The 16651-nt window shown below is 41.7% G+C and carries 14 protein-coding genes; 7 read left to right on the top strand and 7 right to left on the bottom strand.

Going from position 1 to position 16651, the window contains the following annotated elements; all coding sequences use genetic code 11:
- Positions 1-22: 22 nt before the first annotated feature.
- The 4 genes from HZA77_15350 to HZA77_15335 form a co-directional block, all read right to left on the bottom strand.
- Complete coding sequence (locus tag HZA77_15350) at positions 23-1636, bottom strand: methylmalonyl-CoA mutase family protein (GenBank protein ID MBI5376809.1); 1614 nt, start codon at positions 1634-1636, stop codon at positions 23-25.
- Positions 1617-2264 (bottom strand): lactate utilization protein, encoded by a 648-nt coding sequence (locus tag HZA77_15345; protein ID MBI5376808.1) that lies wholly within the window; start codon positions 2262-2264, stop codon positions 1617-1619. Before HZA77_15345 ends, HZA77_15350 begins: the two co-directional genes overlap by 20 nt.
- 12 nt (positions 2265-2276) lie before the next feature.
- A complete protein-coding gene (locus tag HZA77_15340; protein ID MBI5376807.1) occupies positions 2277-2555 on the bottom strand; it encodes an acylphosphatase in 279 nt (92 codons plus the stop codon).
- Between the two features lie 198 nt (positions 2556-2753).
- Positions 2754-4472, bottom strand: coding sequence for a DUF1566 domain-containing protein (locus HZA77_15335; protein ID MBI5376806.1), 1719 nt, complete (start codon positions 4470-4472; stop codon positions 2754-2756).
- 244 nt (positions 4473-4716) lie between these two features.
- On the opposite strand from HZA77_15335, the gene HZA77_15330 reads away from it, so the two are divergent.
- From HZA77_15330 to HZA77_15320, 3 genes are all read left to right on the top strand, one after another.
- Positions 4717-6030 carry a nucleotide sugar dehydrogenase gene (locus tag HZA77_15330; GenBank protein ID MBI5376805.1) on the top strand — a complete coding sequence of 438 codons (1314 nt, stop codon included), beginning with the start codon at positions 4717-4719 and terminating at the stop codon, positions 6028-6030.
- Between the two features lie 61 nt (positions 6031-6091).
- The gene (locus tag HZA77_15325; GenBank protein ID MBI5376804.1) at positions 6092-7033 is read left to right on the top strand and encodes an SDR family oxidoreductase; all 942 of its coding nucleotides are present in this window, start codon (positions 6092-6094) and stop codon (positions 7031-7033) included.
- Positions 7030-8391, top strand: a complete 1362-nt coding sequence (locus tag HZA77_15320; protein MBI5376803.1) for a phosphomannomutase/phosphoglucomutase — start codon at positions 7030-7032, stop codon at positions 8389-8391. Before HZA77_15325 ends, HZA77_15320 begins: the two co-directional genes overlap by 4 nt.
- On the opposite strand, the gene HZA77_15315 is transcribed toward HZA77_15320, so the two are convergent.
- On the bottom strand, positions 8377-11046 hold the full coding sequence (locus HZA77_15315; GenBank protein MBI5376802.1) for a hypothetical protein: 2670 nt from the start codon (positions 11044-11046) through the stop codon (positions 8377-8379). The genes HZA77_15320 and HZA77_15315 overlap by 15 nt on opposite strands.
- A gap of 99 nt (positions 11047-11145) precedes the next feature.
- On the opposite strand from HZA77_15315, the gene HZA77_15310 reads away from it, so the two are divergent.
- The 3 genes from HZA77_15310 to HZA77_15300 are packed head-to-tail and all read left to right on the top strand — an operon-like array spanning position 11146 to position 14403.
- Entirely contained in the window at positions 11146-11916 is a 771-nt protein-coding gene (locus HZA77_15310; GenBank protein ID MBI5376801.1) for a QueT transporter family protein, read from the top strand.
- A gap of 4 nt (positions 11917-11920) precedes the next feature.
- Entirely contained in the window at positions 11921-13627 is a 1707-nt protein-coding gene (locus HZA77_15305) for an ABC transporter ATP-binding protein (GenBank protein ID MBI5376800.1), read from the top strand.
- Positions 13624-14403 (top strand): energy-coupling factor transporter transmembrane protein EcfT, encoded by a 780-nt coding sequence (locus HZA77_15300; protein ID MBI5376799.1) that lies wholly within the window; start codon positions 13624-13626, stop codon positions 14401-14403. The genes HZA77_15305 and HZA77_15300 overlap by 4 nt, the downstream gene beginning before the upstream one ends.
- Positions 14404-14480: 77 nt before the next feature.
- Here the strand turns inward: HZA77_15300 and HZA77_15295 are convergent, their stop codons facing one another.
- A complete protein-coding gene (locus HZA77_15295) occupies positions 14481-15050 on the bottom strand; it encodes a thioredoxin fold domain-containing protein (protein ID MBI5376798.1) in 570 nt (189 codons plus the stop codon).
- A 205-nt stretch (positions 15051-15255) separates the two neighbouring features.
- Between HZA77_15295 and HZA77_15290 the strand changes: the two genes are divergently transcribed.
- Positions 15256-15591, top strand: a complete 336-nt coding sequence (locus tag HZA77_15290) for a hypothetical protein (GenBank protein MBI5376797.1) — start codon at positions 15256-15258, stop codon at positions 15589-15591.
- A 27-nt stretch (positions 15592-15618) separates the two neighbouring features.
- Here HZA77_15290 and ruvB read toward each other — a convergent pair whose 3' ends face one another.
- A complete protein-coding gene (gene ruvB / locus HZA77_15285; GenBank protein MBI5376796.1) occupies positions 15619-16638 on the bottom strand; it encodes a Holliday junction branch migration DNA helicase RuvB in 1020 nt (339 codons plus the stop codon).
- Positions 16639-16651 lie beyond the last annotated feature (13 nt).

Below are 16651 nucleotides of genomic sequence, written 5' to 3'. Positions count from 1 at the left end.
CCGCATCGCAGATTTTTTTCTACTAAAAAGTCTTCGCATCTACATACTCGCCATACACATCCCTGAGGCTGTCGCATATCTCTCCGACAGTTGCATAACATTTAACAGCTTCAAGAACCGGCAACATGAGATCTTTATTTTGTAAAGCAGCTTCATGTATTTTATCAAGCGATTTTATTACATTACCATTATCTCTCGTCTTTTTCAATTCATGAAGCTTCTTAACCTGTTCTCCTTCCACTTCTTCCGCAATTTTAAGGACATCTATTCCTTTATAATGGGCATCATGAGTCTTGAACCTGTTAACTCCGACTATTGTTCTTTTTGCACTATCAACATCCTGCTGGAACCTATAAGAGCTTTCGACTATCTCTGACTGGGGAAATCCTGCTTCAATTGCGGCAACCATTCCTCCAAGATCATCAATTTTCTCTATATAAGCAACAGCTTCATCCTCCATATTTGAAGTGAGAGATTCAAGGAAGTAGGAACCTCCCAGAGGATCGGCAATTTCAGTAATCCCGCTTTCATAAGCGAGAACCTGCTGAGTCCTTAATGCTATCATGACAGATTCATCAGTTGGAAGCGAAAGAGTCTCGTCACGTGAATTGGTATGGAGAGACTGCGTTCCTCCGAGAATTCCTGCCAGTGCCTGCAAAGTGACCCTGACAATATTATTATTTGGCTGCTGCGCTGTAAGAGAGCATCCGGCTGTCTGAGTATGGAATCTCATCTTCCATGAATCAGGATTTTTTGCCTTGAACCTTTCTTTCATTATCCTGGCCCAGATTCGTCTTGCAGCCCTGTATTTGGCCGCTTCTTCAAATATATCATTGTGTGAATTGAAAAAAAATGAAAGACGGGGCGCAAAATTATCAATATCTATTCCTGCCCTTATTCCTGCATTCACATATTCAATTCCGTCGGCAATGGTAAAAGCAAGCTCCTGAAGCGCAGTTGAGCCTGCTTCCCTGATATGATAACCGCTGATACTAATTGTATTGAACTTCGGCACTGTCGCTGTCCCAAATTTGAAGATATCAGTAATTATCTTGATAGAAGGTAGCGGAGGGTAAATATAAGTCTTCTGGGCAATATATTCCTTCAAAATGTCATTCTGTATTGTACCGCGGATCTGGTTTAAAGGTACTCCCTGTTTTTCTCCCAGGGCGCAGTACATTGCAAAGAGTACAATGGCAGGGCCGTTTATTGTCATGGACGTAGTGACCTTATCAAGAGGAATTTTATCAAATAGAGACTCCATGTCAGCAAGGCTGTCTATAGCAACACCACAAATACCAACCTCGCCGCGCGCCAGAGTATGGTCTGAATCCCTTCCTAAGAGGGTCGGCAGATGAAAGGCAACAGAAAGACCTGTCTGACCATGCTCAAGGAGATAGCGGAAACGGAAGTTCGTATCCTTTGCAGATCCAAATCCTGCAAACTGGCGCATTGTCCAAAGCCTACCCCTGTACATGGTATGGTGGACACCGCGTGTAAATACATATTCCCCCGGGAAGCCAAGAGATTCACAATAATCAAGTCCCCTGACGTCTTCAGGAGAATACAATCTCTTTACTTTTATCCCGGAGAGACTGGAAATATTATCTTTTGAATCAGAATCCGAGGATTTCATTTATTATTATAACATACAGCCTTCCTGGTACAGGCTGCCCCTCTATTATGGTAAAAATATTGCAAATCCTTTTTGGAGGATAACAGGTTTCCTCTTCGCATAAACCTGTTTCAGCACAGGGAGTTTTAGCGTTAAACCTTATGCTGTTCATAGGAGCGGCTGTAAGGTATATGCGCTCAAATCCGTCTTGAAGATTTTTTACAATTTTATTCACCCCTGTCACAAGTATTACCTTGGACGGACCAAATATAATTGAAGCGACCCTGTTCCCCATGCCATCTGCATTAATCAATTCTCCTTTTAATGTAATGGCATTGGTGCTTGCGATGAATACATCAGAAGTAAGACCTTCATATCTCATACGATTTACCTCTTCCGGAGTTACTCCGTCTTTGTACCTGTCAAGGAGGTTGATTTCCATAGTACGCAGTTCATCTATTATTCCGCTGTCACTAAGAGTTGTTGAACCTCCAAGGCCGACCTTTGCCCCTTTAGGAATCATTTTTCTGATTATCTTTCTTGCCTCTGCGCTTGTCTTTACAAAAATACCTTCAATGTTTCTTTTTGAAAGTTCATCGCAGACCCTTAGAGCCATCTTCTCCATTACTACATCTTTTGGTTTAACCATTCCTATTGTCCTTCAGTATGTTATATCAAAGTCCTTGTATGCACCGCTATACTCCCCCCATTCAACATCCACTTCCATGACAGAGCCAAATCTTGGTCCTTTTCTTATCACATCTATAAAATCCTCAAGCTCAAGTTTTCCGCCTTCTGCATATGCATAGACCGACCCATCTGGTTCATTCCTTACAAAACCGCTGAGGCCAAGTTTTTTTGCTTCACGCACCGTAAAATATCTGAACCCGACCCCCTGGACTATTCCCCTGACTCTTATATTGACAGACTCTTTTTTCATTAAAAAAACCTTTCTTTAAAAAATTATAAGATAATAACGAAAGCAGGGTCAAGGATTGATATTTGAAAGACGTTTATTAAAATAATCACGTAGTTCCGACCGAGAGACCGGCAGATGTCTGACAAGGTGCAATTCTTTGGACAAACACCACAAAAACACGTTTAGCCGCTGGTATTTCAAACTTCGGCATATAAAATTTTATTTTATGATAATCTTCTTTGATGCCTTTATATTATTGTTCTCATTAGATTCAATTATAGTATTACCGCTGTCACACACTACTTTTATGTAATAGGTGCCTGAAACAGCATCAACATCCCATACGTATACAACAAATCGCTTTTGATTCTTCTTTAATCTCCTTACATGTTCGGTCCACAGCGGGATATCAGCATCTGTTTTGGTGCTATCATTATTTGTTGAGAGATAGAATTTTGCAGAAGAACCATGTGTTTTTCTCTTTCCAACATTTTCAATCATGGCAGCTATGGCAAGCTCATTATTACTTATCTTATTTGGAAATGTAACTGAATTTACTTTGAGGTCGGGAAGATTTCCAACACTAAAAGCTCTGCTCATTCCCTCTTTGCCATTCGGCGTTGTAACACTCACATTTTTCTCGCCTGCAGTTGCTGAAGAGTTTATTTTTATATTTGCAATTATCTGTGTATTGCTTACTACTGTGAATGTAATTACTGTTATCCCTGAGCCAAAACTTACAGCCCCGGCTCCATCAAAGTGTTCTCCGCTTATCGTAACTTTTAACTTCTTCCCCTGCATTCCAGATTTTGGACTGCAGGAAATAACTGAAGGAACAAATAACCCAGACTGTACAGACCGCACAGGCCAAACATAGTTATAGCCACCCTTATTTCCGTCCCACACAACACCGCCTCTCAAATCAACGCGCCACGCAAAGTATGTATAACTGGCCCACGTAGAAGAAGACCAATAACTACTGGCTTGCACATTGTTGAAACCCTGCGTATTAAGCCATGTCGTTGAATCTGGCTCATCAGCATTTGCAATACTTTTAAGCTCGTTGGCATTCGGCAGTCGCCAATCATTAAATCCAAGATAATTGCTGCTGTTAAGAGATGCTATATAGTCAAGCGCTTCCTGCCACTTTTTATACCCGTTTGGAAGATTCCCATCCTTTGTCCACATCAGCCCTGTGAGATTGTCAGTTACAGTTTCATCGACATTATCAGTAAACCGTGGATTTGGCCATGCAACACCTGCCTGAATATCACCATCCTGCCCTGTACCCGTGCAGGCAATCTCTGCGCCAAATGTTTCGTAGCACTTTGATTGCCCTGTTTGCGGAAGAGAAATAACCGAAGAACCAAACAATCCAGACTGTCCAGACCGCACAGGCCAAACATAGTAATCGTAAGTCTTACCATTGACGTACACGCCTAAGTCCATATCAACGCACCACGCATAACTAGTATAGCTGGTATAAGTCGAAGAGGACCAATAGTTACTCGCCTGTACATTGTTGAAGCCCAGCGTATTAAGCCATATCGATGAATCTGGCTCATCAGCATTAAGAAGACTTTTAAGTTCATTAACGTTTGGCAGTCGCCAATCATTAAACCCAAGATAATTGCTATTGTTAAGAGATGCTATGTAATCAAGCGCCTCCTGCCATGTTTTATACCCATTTGGGAGATTCCCATCTTTTGTCCACATCAGCCCTGTGAGATTGTCAGTTACAGTTTCATCATCATTATCAGTAAACCGTGGATTGGGCCATGCAACTCCTGCCTGAATATTCCCATCGTCTCCTGTTGCATAACTGATGGTCTGCCCTGTCCGCGGAAGTTCTATTTTTCCTGCAGCTTGCAAGATAAATGGCACTAACAAGAACACTACGGCAGCAAAGAAAAACAAGTCAGATTTTAATTTACACATTAAAAACTCCAATTTTTTATGAAACAATGATTGTAATATTGACATCAAATATAAACTATTTTCAATTATTAAATAATAATTTTTATTCCTTCGCACTATCAAAGCAAATAACACTGCCAATCTCAAATTAGTTTTTTTTCAAAAGAGCAAGTATTAATTATATATTGTTCAGCACTCTTCAGTGCAATGACATAAAGCTAAAGGACATTCTTTTTTCTTGTAAGAAATGAAATGTGCATGTTATATGCTTGATATTATGAAAATAGAAAAACTTATAAAAACAAGAAAAGCACGTGTCGCGGTCATAGGATTAGGTTATGTAGGTCTTCCCTTAGCGATGGAGATAGCGCGGGCAGGATTCCATGTCTCAGGCATAGACATTGATGAGAAAAAAGTAGCGGGAATAAAAAAAGGGATTTCCCCTGTACTCGATGTTCCGGACAAAGAGCTTAGGACAGCAATGGAAAAAGGGCTGTTCGAGGCGACTACTGATTTTTCAGTTCTTGCCAAAGCAGACGCAGTAAGCATCTGTGTCCCCACACCTCTCAGGAAAACCAGAGACCCTGATATTTCCTATATTGTTGCCGCAGTTGAAAAGATAAAGAATTTCATAAGGCAGCAACAGCTTATAGTCCTTGAAAGCACGACTTACCCGGGAACAACAAGGGAGCTTATCATGCCCACCCTTGAGCTTGGAGGGTTAAAAGCAGGGAGGGATTTCTATCTCGCTTTCTCCCCTGAAAGGATAGACCCGGGCAACAAGCGTTTCATGACAAAAAATACGCCTAAAGTCGTAGGAGGAATTTCTGATGCCTGCACTAAAATCGCAGCCCTTTTCTATTCACAATTTATAGAAAATGTTGTTCCTGTGAAAACCGCAGATGCTGCTGAAATGGTAAAGCTTCTTGAAAACACTTTCAGGAGTGTAAACATCGGACTCGTGAATGAAATGGCAATAATATGCAACAAGCTTAATATAGATGTATGGGAAGTAATAGATGCCGCTGCCACAAAGCCATTTGGTTTTATGCCATTCTACCCCGGACCTGGTCTTGGCGGACACTGCATCCCCATAGACCCGCATTATCTCTCATGGAAACTCAAAGAGTTAAATTACAATGCGCGGTTTATAGAACTTGCAGGAGAAGTCAACACGCATATGCCGGAGTTTGTTCTGGATAAAATTGTTGATGTCCTCAACAAAAAGAAAAAAAGCCTTAAAGGTGCAAAAGTCTTTGTTCTTGGTATCTCATACAAGAAAGATATAGATGACATGAGGGAATCGCCGGCACTCGACATAATAGGCCTGCTGATGGGGAAAGAAGCAATTGTGAGCTACACCGATCCATTTGTGCCTGCAATTAAGCTGAAAGATATAAAGCTTAATTCATCTAAGCTTACTCCTGATACTCTTAAAAAAGTGGATTGTGTTGTACTTGTAACAGACCATTCATCTTTCGACTATGAAATGATAGCAGCGCATTCCAAGGTTATAATTGACACGCGCAATGCTCTGAAAAAAATAAATTCTCACCGGGGAAAGATAATAAAACTTTAGCGATTCTCACTCTTTACCGTTTAACGAGAATGGATATTTAAAATACAGAAAGAGGGTTGATATGTCCGTTTTCCTGATTACAGGCGGTGCAGGGTTTATTGGTTCAAATCTTTGTGATGAATTGTTAAAGAGAGGCAAAAAAGTCCGGGTAATAGATAATCTTTCAACCGGGAAGATGGAAAACCTCAGCAGGGTTATCAAGGAGATCGAATTCATACAGGGCGATCTCAGAAATATCGATGACTTAAGGAAAGCCGTCAAAGGAGTTGATACTGTATTCCATATCGGAGCAATCCCTTCAGTTACAAGATCTGTGAAAGACCCTATTACAAGCAATGAAGCCAATGTTGACGGAACACTTAATCTTCTAGTAGCTTCAAAGGAGGCGGGTGTGAGAAGGCTTGTTTACTCAGGTTCATCATCAGCCTATGGAGACAAGATTGAGCTTTTGAAATCAGAAGAATTGTCACCTGAACCGCTCTCCCCGTATGCTGTGTCAAAGCTTACTGGCGAATATTACTGTAGTGTTTTTTCAAAACTCTATGGAATAGAAACTGTAGTGCTAAGGTATTTTAACGTCTTCGGCCCCAGACAGGATCCATCATCACCTTATTCCGGTGTCATATCAATTTTTATCCGACAGATGATTTCAGGAGAAAAGCCAACAGTTTACGGCGATGGAGAACAGTCAAGGGATTTCACATTCGTAAAAAATGTTGTGAATGCGAATATTGCAGCATCTGAAAGGCAGGGAATATCGGGAAGCCTGATAAACGTAGCCTGCGGAAAGCGTATCACACTCAATGAACTTATAGATGAACTCAATATTATTCTTGGAACAAACTTGCAGCCGCTTTACTTTGAACCAAGAGCCGGTGATATAAAGCATTCACTGGCTGATATCACGAGAGCAAATAAGTTTCTTGATTATTCACCTGAAGTCTCTTTTTCAGATGGCTTAAATAAAACTGTTGAATGGTACAGAAGGGAGTATTGCAAATGATAAATCCACAGATCTTCAGACAATACGACATACGCGGACTCGTAGGAGAGGATTTAACTCCGGAGATAGTTGAAACTATAGGCAGGGCATTCGGAACATATATCAGAGAGCGCGGCGGGAAAAAAATATCCATAGGCTACGATATTCGTCTCAGCTCTGAAAGTTTCAATGATGCGGCAATTCGTGGTGCACGCGCAGCAGGAATAGATTGCATAGATGTAGGAATGGTTCCTACACCTGTCCTTTATTTCTCGCTTTTTAATCTTGATGTTGACGGCGGCATAATGATAACCGGAAGTCATAATCCCCCAGAGTTTAACGGACTCAAACTCTGTTATAATAAAACAACGCTTCATGGAGAGGAAATACAGGATGTAAGAAGAATAATCGACTCCGGCAAATTCGCATCTGGAAGCGGAAGCTTAGAAAGTTGTTCCGTTACAGAAGAATATATTGAAACAGTTGCAAAAGGTATAAAGCTCGAAAAACCGCTCAATATCGCAATTGATTCCGGGAATGGCGCAGCATCAATCATTGCTCCCGTGCTTTTAAGAAAAATAGGATGCACTGTGACAGAGCTTTTTTGCACACCGGACGGCAGATTCCCTAACCATCACCCTGACCCGACGATAAAGAAGAACCTCACAACGCTTGTTTCTGAAGTATGCAACAATAAACTCGACATGGGTATCGGATATGACGGAGATGCAGACAGGATAGGCGTCATAGACAACAAGGGAAACATAATATGGGGGGACCAGCTTCTCATACTATTTTCAAGGGAAATTCTTAAAAAAGGTAACGCTCCAATCGTATTCGAAGTTAAATGTTCCCAGGCGCTTTACGACGACATTGTAAAACATGGCGGTACACCGGTGATGTGGATGGCAGGTCATTCCCTTATAAAAAGCAAGATGAAGGAACTTAATGCCCCCCTTGGCGGAGAAATGAGCGGACATATGTTCTTCGCAGACAGATATTTTGGTTATGATGATGCCATTTATGCATCGTGCAGGATGGCCGAGCTTCTGTCTAAAACCAGCGCAAGTTGCTCTGAACTTCTGTCTGATATACCAGTGCTCTACAATACACCGGAAATCCGTGTAGATTGCACTGATGAAGAGAAATTTGAAATAGTAAAAAAGCTCACGGAGTATTTCAGAGGAATATATAAAGTCATCGATGTGGATGGAGTGAGATTCATGACAAGTGACGGATGGGGACTCATCAGGGCATCCAATACTCAGCCTGTACTTGTCTTGCGCTTTGAAGCCCCGTCACCTGAACAGCTTGAGAAAGTAAAGAATATAGCATTCTCAAAGCTCAAAGAATTTCCATCAGTATCAATTCCTGCCTGATCTTCCGCCGGGCATACTTTTCATAATAGCGCTAAGAAGTGGTTTCAGAAGACGAAGCCTTAGCAGACTTGATGCAATCTCACGGTATGATTTATCTCCGGAAATACAGTTGTAGAGTACATCATAAAAATAATGATTGTCACGGGAATGTCTTACAAATAAATCCATGGCATTAAAGTCAGTACCAAGCCCTGAAAGGTACCTTATCATTGCCCCATAGTAGAAGTCAGAAGTCAAATCCCTGCACAGGTCTGCATAATAGCTGAACGACTCCTCGGAAAATCCGTACTTAAAAAGAACCTCTGCAGCTCTCACCCCGGTAATCAAAGCCATATCAATTCCGTGGGATTTAAAGGGTTTTACCCATCCTGTTGCATCACCCACTATGACATAACGGTTCCCGAAGGAGCCTGTAGAATGTGATATCGGGAATCTCCCGGCATAATACTTAAGATTGCTGATATCTACGGGAGGAAGTATTTTTCGCAAAACATGGTGGTTTAGGAAAGCATCCATATCAAGTGAAGTTATGTTCCTTCCTGCAATATTTACTATTATCTGGTCATCCTTGGGTGCCATTGCCGCAAATTCTATCCTTGGAAGGGTGGAAAGAAGGAAAGCAAATATCCCATTTTCAAATTTTTCTTCTATAAATTTAGTGTCAGCTTGAATCTTGGTTATGAAAGTCTTCATGAATTTTTTTGGTCTTCTGTAAGCCTTCCCCTTGCCCGTAGCTTTTTCAAAACATTCCATCATGGAATCGTCAAGTCCGAATGCCCCGACAACCACATCCGCCTTTACGAAACAGCTTTCGCTGTAAACCCTTACTTCATCTGTAAACGAGGTCTGCGGAAATTCAATGCCGTTAACCCTGCTCCTGATCACTTCCGCACCAAGAGACTTTGCATAATCAAGGAGGAAGCTGTCCATCTCCGACCTTCTTACTGTATAAAAAGGCTTGTTGTCCTCACGTCTTATAAGATCCACTTTTTCTGATTCAGTACAAAGCGTGTAACGTTCAATCCTGTTCCTGAAAAGCGGCGCCGATGCCCTCTGCCCCACAAGTGAGAAAAAAACACGGATGGCATCAGGTGAGAGAATCCCCATGCACTGGTTATAATCTACAGAATAATCCTTCCCCTCGAATATTGTCACTTTTATATCTTTCCCGGACTCTTTAGCTAATTTCAAAAGCCTTATGGCACAGCTTGAACCTGCCGGGCCGCCGCCTATTATCACAACACGTGTACCTTCCTCACATGTGTACGTCGGGACAGCAACAATTTTCCTGGAAATCTTTTTCCTCAGATTTCTGGCTTTATCTGTCACATTCCTGTTTTGAAAGAGGTTTAAAAAGAAAGCCCTGCCTGCCTGCTTTATGAAGCTAATAACAAGCCTCGGCTTCAGGCTCTTTCTGAGGATCCAGAGATATGGAGCTTCTCCGCTGAAGAAATGCCACATGCTTTTGCTGAGATACCGCTTTGAAGGAGCACTTTGCTGCTCAGCATCCGCAATGGCAATTTGTGCAGCAATGAAAAATCTGTTTTTTGCCATATAGTTGTTCACGGCAAACATCATTTTCCCGCATAGATTATCTATGCCGAATAGTTTGCGGCATCTTTTAAAATAATGCAGCTTGAGGTTCTCCTTATCAATCCCGTGATTAACAACAGTATCCGCAGCGAAATAAGCGGTAAAGAAAGAAGACTCTATTCCATTTTTGAGATACCTTGAATCGCAGGCATCACCTATTATTGCCATTCTGTCGGAGAATGGGTTCTTCGCAGCCGTAACAGGAAGCTTCGGATGGCAGTGGCAGACTATTTCTCTGCCTGCCGGGATGTAGTTCTTAAGCTCTCCGTATGATAAAGCTTCTTTCAGATCCTTGATCTTCACATGCTCGCCGATTGCAGTAATTGTAAGAATATTCTTCTTGGGAGTAATAGCTATGAGCTTTATCGTTTTCTCACCAAAATTGAAGACGTGAATCATGTTCCCAATTCGCTCATTCACAAACTCTTCATCGACAAGAATCTCTGCCTGACAGGCGTGCCATGTCTTAGGAGGAACATAACCAAAACTCATTTCCCTTGAAAGCCTTGTATTTACTCCAAATGCACCTGCAACAAAATCATATTCCTCCCCATCAGGATTTTCATCAGTTAAAATGCGCGGCTTTTCTTTTCCTGAAGAAATGATCTCACGAACATGTTCTTTCTTCCACTGTGCACCTTCGGCAACTACCTTATCAAGAAGGAACCTGTCAAAACTCATGTGTTCATCACTGTCTGATACTGGTCCCATACCCCTGAAAACAGTATAAATAGGAGAATGAGGAGCCTTATAAAGAGTTATGAATTTGTTCTTTAGATGGAATGCGTAACCCGCTATCTCCTGCCGTATTGATTTTCCTTCAATAGAAATTCCTTCTGCCTTGAGTTTCTTAATCAGATTAAACCCCAATACTCCCGCACACATATTGCAGTCTTTTGGAAGATGAGTAAGAAATGACTTGGCATCGAAGATGGTAACGGTCGCGGAAATCCCCTGGTTCCTGATAAACTTCAGCGCAAAATGGGAAAAGAAACTGCCGGCCGGTCCGCCGCCGATGACAGCAATTCTCGAGCCGTTTGTCAGTTTAAGAGTTCCTTCCATATTCTTTCGCCTTTAATAAGACCATTGCATTTCTCTGTTTTTTTTACCTTCAAAGTAGATTATAATATTTTTAAAAAAAATATGCGCGAAATCTTTTCAATGTGGAAATATACAAAGATGGTGGTGCTCTGCTCCATTACAGCAGGCATATTCGCCGCTATTGTTATTCCCATGAAAAGCATACCAATAATACCCGGTTCAACGGAAATAAGACCTGCCTCAGTAATACCAGTGGTGTTCGGTATTCTCTTCGGTCCTGCAGGTGCATGGGGTTCAGCCATCGGGAACGTGATAGGCGACTTCTTCGGGACTCTCGGAATAGGAACATTATTTGGGTTCTTTGGTAATTTTTTTTATAGTCTTACAGCTTACAAACTCTTCGATGCAAGGAAAATCAATTCTATCTATAATAAGAGCAAGAAGAAGATATTATTCATATTGACTTTTTTCTATATCGGAGTCGTTTCAAGCGCTGCATGTGCATCCATAATAGCAGGAGGTCTTGACTCCCTCGGACTTGTGCCGTTTGCATTATTGGGCTCTATAATATTTATCAACAACATCGTAGTTTCCGTAATCTTAGGTCCTGTTGTTTTTATAGTCCTCTATCCCCGCATTGAAAAGTGGGATTTGCTCTGGACAGAGATTATGAGCGATACAGACTTTAAAGCGCCTACAGCTCCTTTTGCAGGAAAAATCCTGATTATAGCCGGAAGCCTTTGTGCCATTGGGGCAGGTCTTATTCTTTCCTCAGGTATTTCAGCTTCTATCCCATTTCTATCCTCAAACCAATGGATGGCCAAATTTGGAACCACGGGGGCAGTTGCTGCCTCTCTGCTGGTTTTACTTATTGGCTGTCTTATATCATAGAGCCATGACCTCTGAAAAAAATGCTCTGCTTGATATAAAGAATTTATCATTCTCATACAGACGCACTCACAAACACGCGCTAAATTCAATAACACTGAATATTGAGAAAGGTGAATTTATCGCAATACTCGGCAGAAGCGGAGCCGGCAAATCCACTTTTATTTTAACGCTAAACGGTCTGATACCTCATTTTATAAAAGGAGACTTTGAAGGCTCAGTTTTAATCGATGGAACTTCAACCTCCGGCAGGTCAGTGGCAGAGATATCCGGTGAGGTAGGTATTATTTTCCAGGATTTTGAATCACAGCTTTTTTCAACAAGCGTTGAGCTTGAAATAGCATTCGGACTTGAAAATACCGGCGTTGAATATGAAGAGATCAAGACAAGAATAGACAAATACCTAAACCTTGCTGGACTTTCCGGTTTCAATTTAAAAGAACCTGCTCTTCTTTCAGGGGGACAGAAACAAAGGCTTGCAATCGCCGCAGTGCTTGCAATGGAGCCTCTTCTTGTTTGTCTTGACGAGCCGACCACTGACCTTGACCCTGAAGGGAAAAGCAGTGTCTTTAAACTCCTTGACACCATCAGGAAAGACAGGACCCGAGCTATCATTGCCGTTGAACACGAGACTGACGAGCTAATGGAAGCTGACCGCTGCATAGTCATAGACAGCGGGAAAATTGTCATTGACGGCCCGCCGGAAGAGATTTTCCGGGACATATCAAAGATTGAGACTTTGGGAATCATGCCCCCTCAGCTTGCAGTATTGGCTCAAACATTGGGAGCAGGGAAACCTTTTAAAAATGCTGATGACGCATACGTCTATTTTACTTCAAATGGCTTCCATCTTGACAGTTTAAAAGTCCAGCAAATCATTAATGAAGATAAACGATTTGAAAGTTCAAATGGAGAGCAGATTCTCAATATGGAAGGAGTCACATTTTTCTACGAGAATGAAAAAAGCCCTGTCCTTGACAATATAGACCTTTCTATAAAGAGAGGAGAGATTATTGCCATAGCAGGGAAAAATGGCAGCGGCAAGACAACTCTGGTTAAACAGATCAATGGTCTTCTTAAAGGCACTTCAGGCAAAATAACCATAGACGGAAAAAACATAAATACTTACACCCATCTGGATCTTGTACAGAAAGCCGGATTTGTTTTCCAGAACCCTGACTATCAGATTTTCTCAGAGACAGTTGAAGATGAGGTCGCTTTTACACCCAAGCTTCTCTCCCTTTCTGAAGATGAGATAAGAAAAAGGGTCAGCGATTCACTTCAAGCAGTAGGGCTTGAAGAAAACCGCAATGATGATCCCTTTGTACTGACAAAAGGGCAAAGGCAGAGGATTGCAGTTGCATCGGTTTTAGCGGCGAAGAGCGATATCATAATACTCGATGAACCTACAACAGGGCTTGACTACATTGAGCTTACGGGAATGATGAATCTCCTCCTTAAGCTTAACAGCGAAGGACACACAATAATCATGGTAACTCACTCAATGCATGTGATCACAAAATATGCAAGACGACTCATAATAATGCAGGACGGAAAAATCGCCTTTGACGGCAGGACCAGAGATGGGATGAAAAACGAAAAGCTTCTGAAAGAATGCCATATTAAACTTCCTGAAGTTGTGAAATTATCTTCCATGCTTGGACATACTTTGCTTAACATTGAAGAATTTAAATCTGCAATCATAAAAAGATGAATTACTTTCTATACACAGACAGAGACTGCATAGTCACAAGGCTTGACCCGAGGACAAAGCTTTTCATACTTCTCGTATTCTTTGTTCTGTCCCTTCTTTTTGAGAACCCTGCTTTTAATGCTGCCATTATTCTGATTACCTTATCTCATGCAGCGCTTGGCAAATGTCTTGACAGATTATCAGTAGTCTGGAAGCTGATGATAATCATAACTTTGTTTTCCATAACTATCTGGACTTTTTCCATAAAAGGCATAACCCCGCTTTTCGGATTCACAAGTGTCGAGTCAGTGCTTTACGGGTTATCAGCAGCGCTGCAAATAAATTCCATTATAATCGCAGGAGTTATTTTTCTTTCAACTACCCGCAACGAAGACATAGGTCTAGGGCTTATAGAGCTTGGGGTTCCATACCGGCTTGGTTTTGCCTTTACAACAGCGCTTCGTCTAGTCCCGACATTTGTAGGCACCACAGTAACTGTTATTCAGGCACAGCGTTCAAGGGGTTTTGACCCTTTTTCAGGAAGTATAATTGAGAGAATAAAAAAGTTTGTCCCCCTTCTGGGACCAGTATTTCTTTCAACTCTGAGAAATGCTGATACCCTTTCAAGGGCGCTTGAATCCCGCGGATTTGCAAGGACAGAAAAGAGAACACAATACCGCAGCCTTAAGGCAGGAACGGGAGACCTTATTGCAAACATTATAGCCGCCCTCCTTTTAGCCTCAGCCCTCTATCTGAAGTTTGAAGGATACGGAAAGCTTGAAGGGATAATAAAATAAAACAAAAGAAAAACCCCTCTCTCTTTTCAGGGAGAAGGGCTTAAAGCTCCTCCATTCTATAAGTTTACTCTATAATTTTACCCATGGAATGGAGAGGCTTTTTTGGTCCAGTAGCTTTCAGGAAATTTCTTATGCAGCTCCTCCCAGGTCTTGTTGAGATAGGAGGTGTCGTGGCTTCCTTTATACTGGCAAATGCCGAGATAATAGGTTGCCTGCGGTGCAAATCCTGAATTGCTGTAGTCGTGAACTACTTTATTCAGGCATGATACAGCTTTGTCGTATTCCTGTTTTCTGAAATAGGATAGCCCTTCAGCCAGGATAACCTGCGGGATAAATTCCTCTGAAGGGAGGAAACCTTCCCATCTGTCCAGTTCATTTCCACTAGAATCAGAAATCAGAAATGTCGGGGTCCATTCCACGCAGTACTTACAGGCAAGATCTTCTTCCTCTGTAATAGTAAACTGCATTGGAATATATCTCTCATCCATCATCCTTATTACACTCTCATCCTTAAAAGTCTCTTTTATGGTCTTGTTGCATCCATTGCATTCCGGGTGATGGAAAAAAAGGAAAAGGAATTTCCCGCTTTGTTTAGCCTCCTCCTTTGCTCTTTTAAAATCTGTCCGCCAGTTAATTTTTGTTTCCATAAGTAAACCCTCCCCTATAAAAAGGGTTTTTTTTAATTTTTTTATTCACAATTCTCTCCTTACTTCAGTTACTAAATTAAATAGTAAATAAATCAGATTGCGGCAAGGGTGAAAGCAATGATTATGGAGACAGACATACTTCTTTGACATAGTTCCTGTAATTTGATTATAATCCGCAAAAAAAATGAAGGAGAAATCTTTTAATATGAAAAAAGTAATGTTGGTCATTCTGATGTTTCTGCTTCTTGTCCCGACACTTCCTGCCTTTGCTGCAGACGACAATATGCCGGATAGTGATGAACAGGGGCCAGATGTTCAAAAACCGGGAGGGTTTACACCCTGCCTTTATTCTTTTATCTACGGCCCGAGAGCCGCCTATGAGTTCAATGAAGGAAGAAAAATAAGGACGAGCGAGAAGTTCTGCCTTATCTTCCCCTTTGCACCGATAGTAAAGATGATTGATGCTTACGATGCTTATAAAGGCAAAACAATGTCAGAAGTTGTAGTCGAAGAAGACCTTGATAAAGACGCAGAGAAATAGCATCGCGGGAACACTCTATTAAGCTTTTCAGAACAATGGATTCTCATTCTGTGTAGGAGTAGGAAAACCAAGGTGCTTATAGGCAAGTCTTGTGGCAACACGTCCTCTTGGTGTTCTTTCAAGAAAACCCTTCTGTATCAAAAAAGGCTCGTAAACATCTTCAATCGTGTCTTTCTCTTCGCTTATCACGGCTGATATCGTTCCCACACCTACGGGGCCGCCGTTGAATTTTTCAATTATTGTAACAAGGAGCTTCCTGTCAAGGCTGTCAAGTCCATGCTCATCAATCTCAAGCATCTTAAGGGATTTTTCAGCGATTTCGCCATTAATAAATCCCTCACCCATGATTTGTGCATAATCTCTTATCCTGCGCAGCAGCCTGTTGCCTGTCCGCGGCGTACCTCTTGAGCGTGATGCAATCAATACAGCCCCTTCATCTGTAACAGAGATGTTCATTATCCTTGCCGACCTTTTTATTATTTCTGAAAGCTCTTTATCGCTGTAATAGTCAAGCCTGTGTTTTATGCCGAATCTACCTCTTAACGGAGCAGTTAAAAGCCCTGCTCTAGTAGTGGCTCCTATAAGTGTAAACCGCGGAAGCTTGAGTTTCATTGACCTTGCTGCCGGACCCTGGCCTATGACTATATCGACTTCAAAATCTTCCATTGCCGGATAAAGAACCTCCTCAACTGTCCTGTTGAGTCTGTGTATCTCATCAATGAAAAGCACATCTTTCTCTTTAAGATTTGTAAGTATTGCAACAAGATCCCCCTGCCTTTCAATGACCGGCCCTGAAGTAGCTCTTATATTTACTCCCATTTCGCGGCCTATTATGTATGCAAGTGTTGTTTTGCCAAGCCCAGGCGGTCCCCAGAAGATACAGTGGTCAAGCGCCTCTCCGCGCATTTTTGCAGCTTCAATGAATATTTTCAGGTTTTCTTTTACACTGTCCTGCCCAATGTATTCATCAAAGGCAGAAGGCCTCAGGGTAAGTTCGAGTTCTTTTTCCTCAGGCTGGAGTTCTTTGTCTTTAACTATATTTTCCATAATTTAAAATCAG

This window comes from Candidatus Schekmanbacteria bacterium (genome assembly GCA_016219965.1).
In the GTDB taxonomy this organism is placed as follows: Bacteria; Schekmanbacteria; GWA2-38-11; order GWA2-38-11; family J061; genus JACRJM01.
Note: the sequence above shows the minus strand (reverse complement) of the source record. Positions and strands in the feature narration are given on the sequence as shown.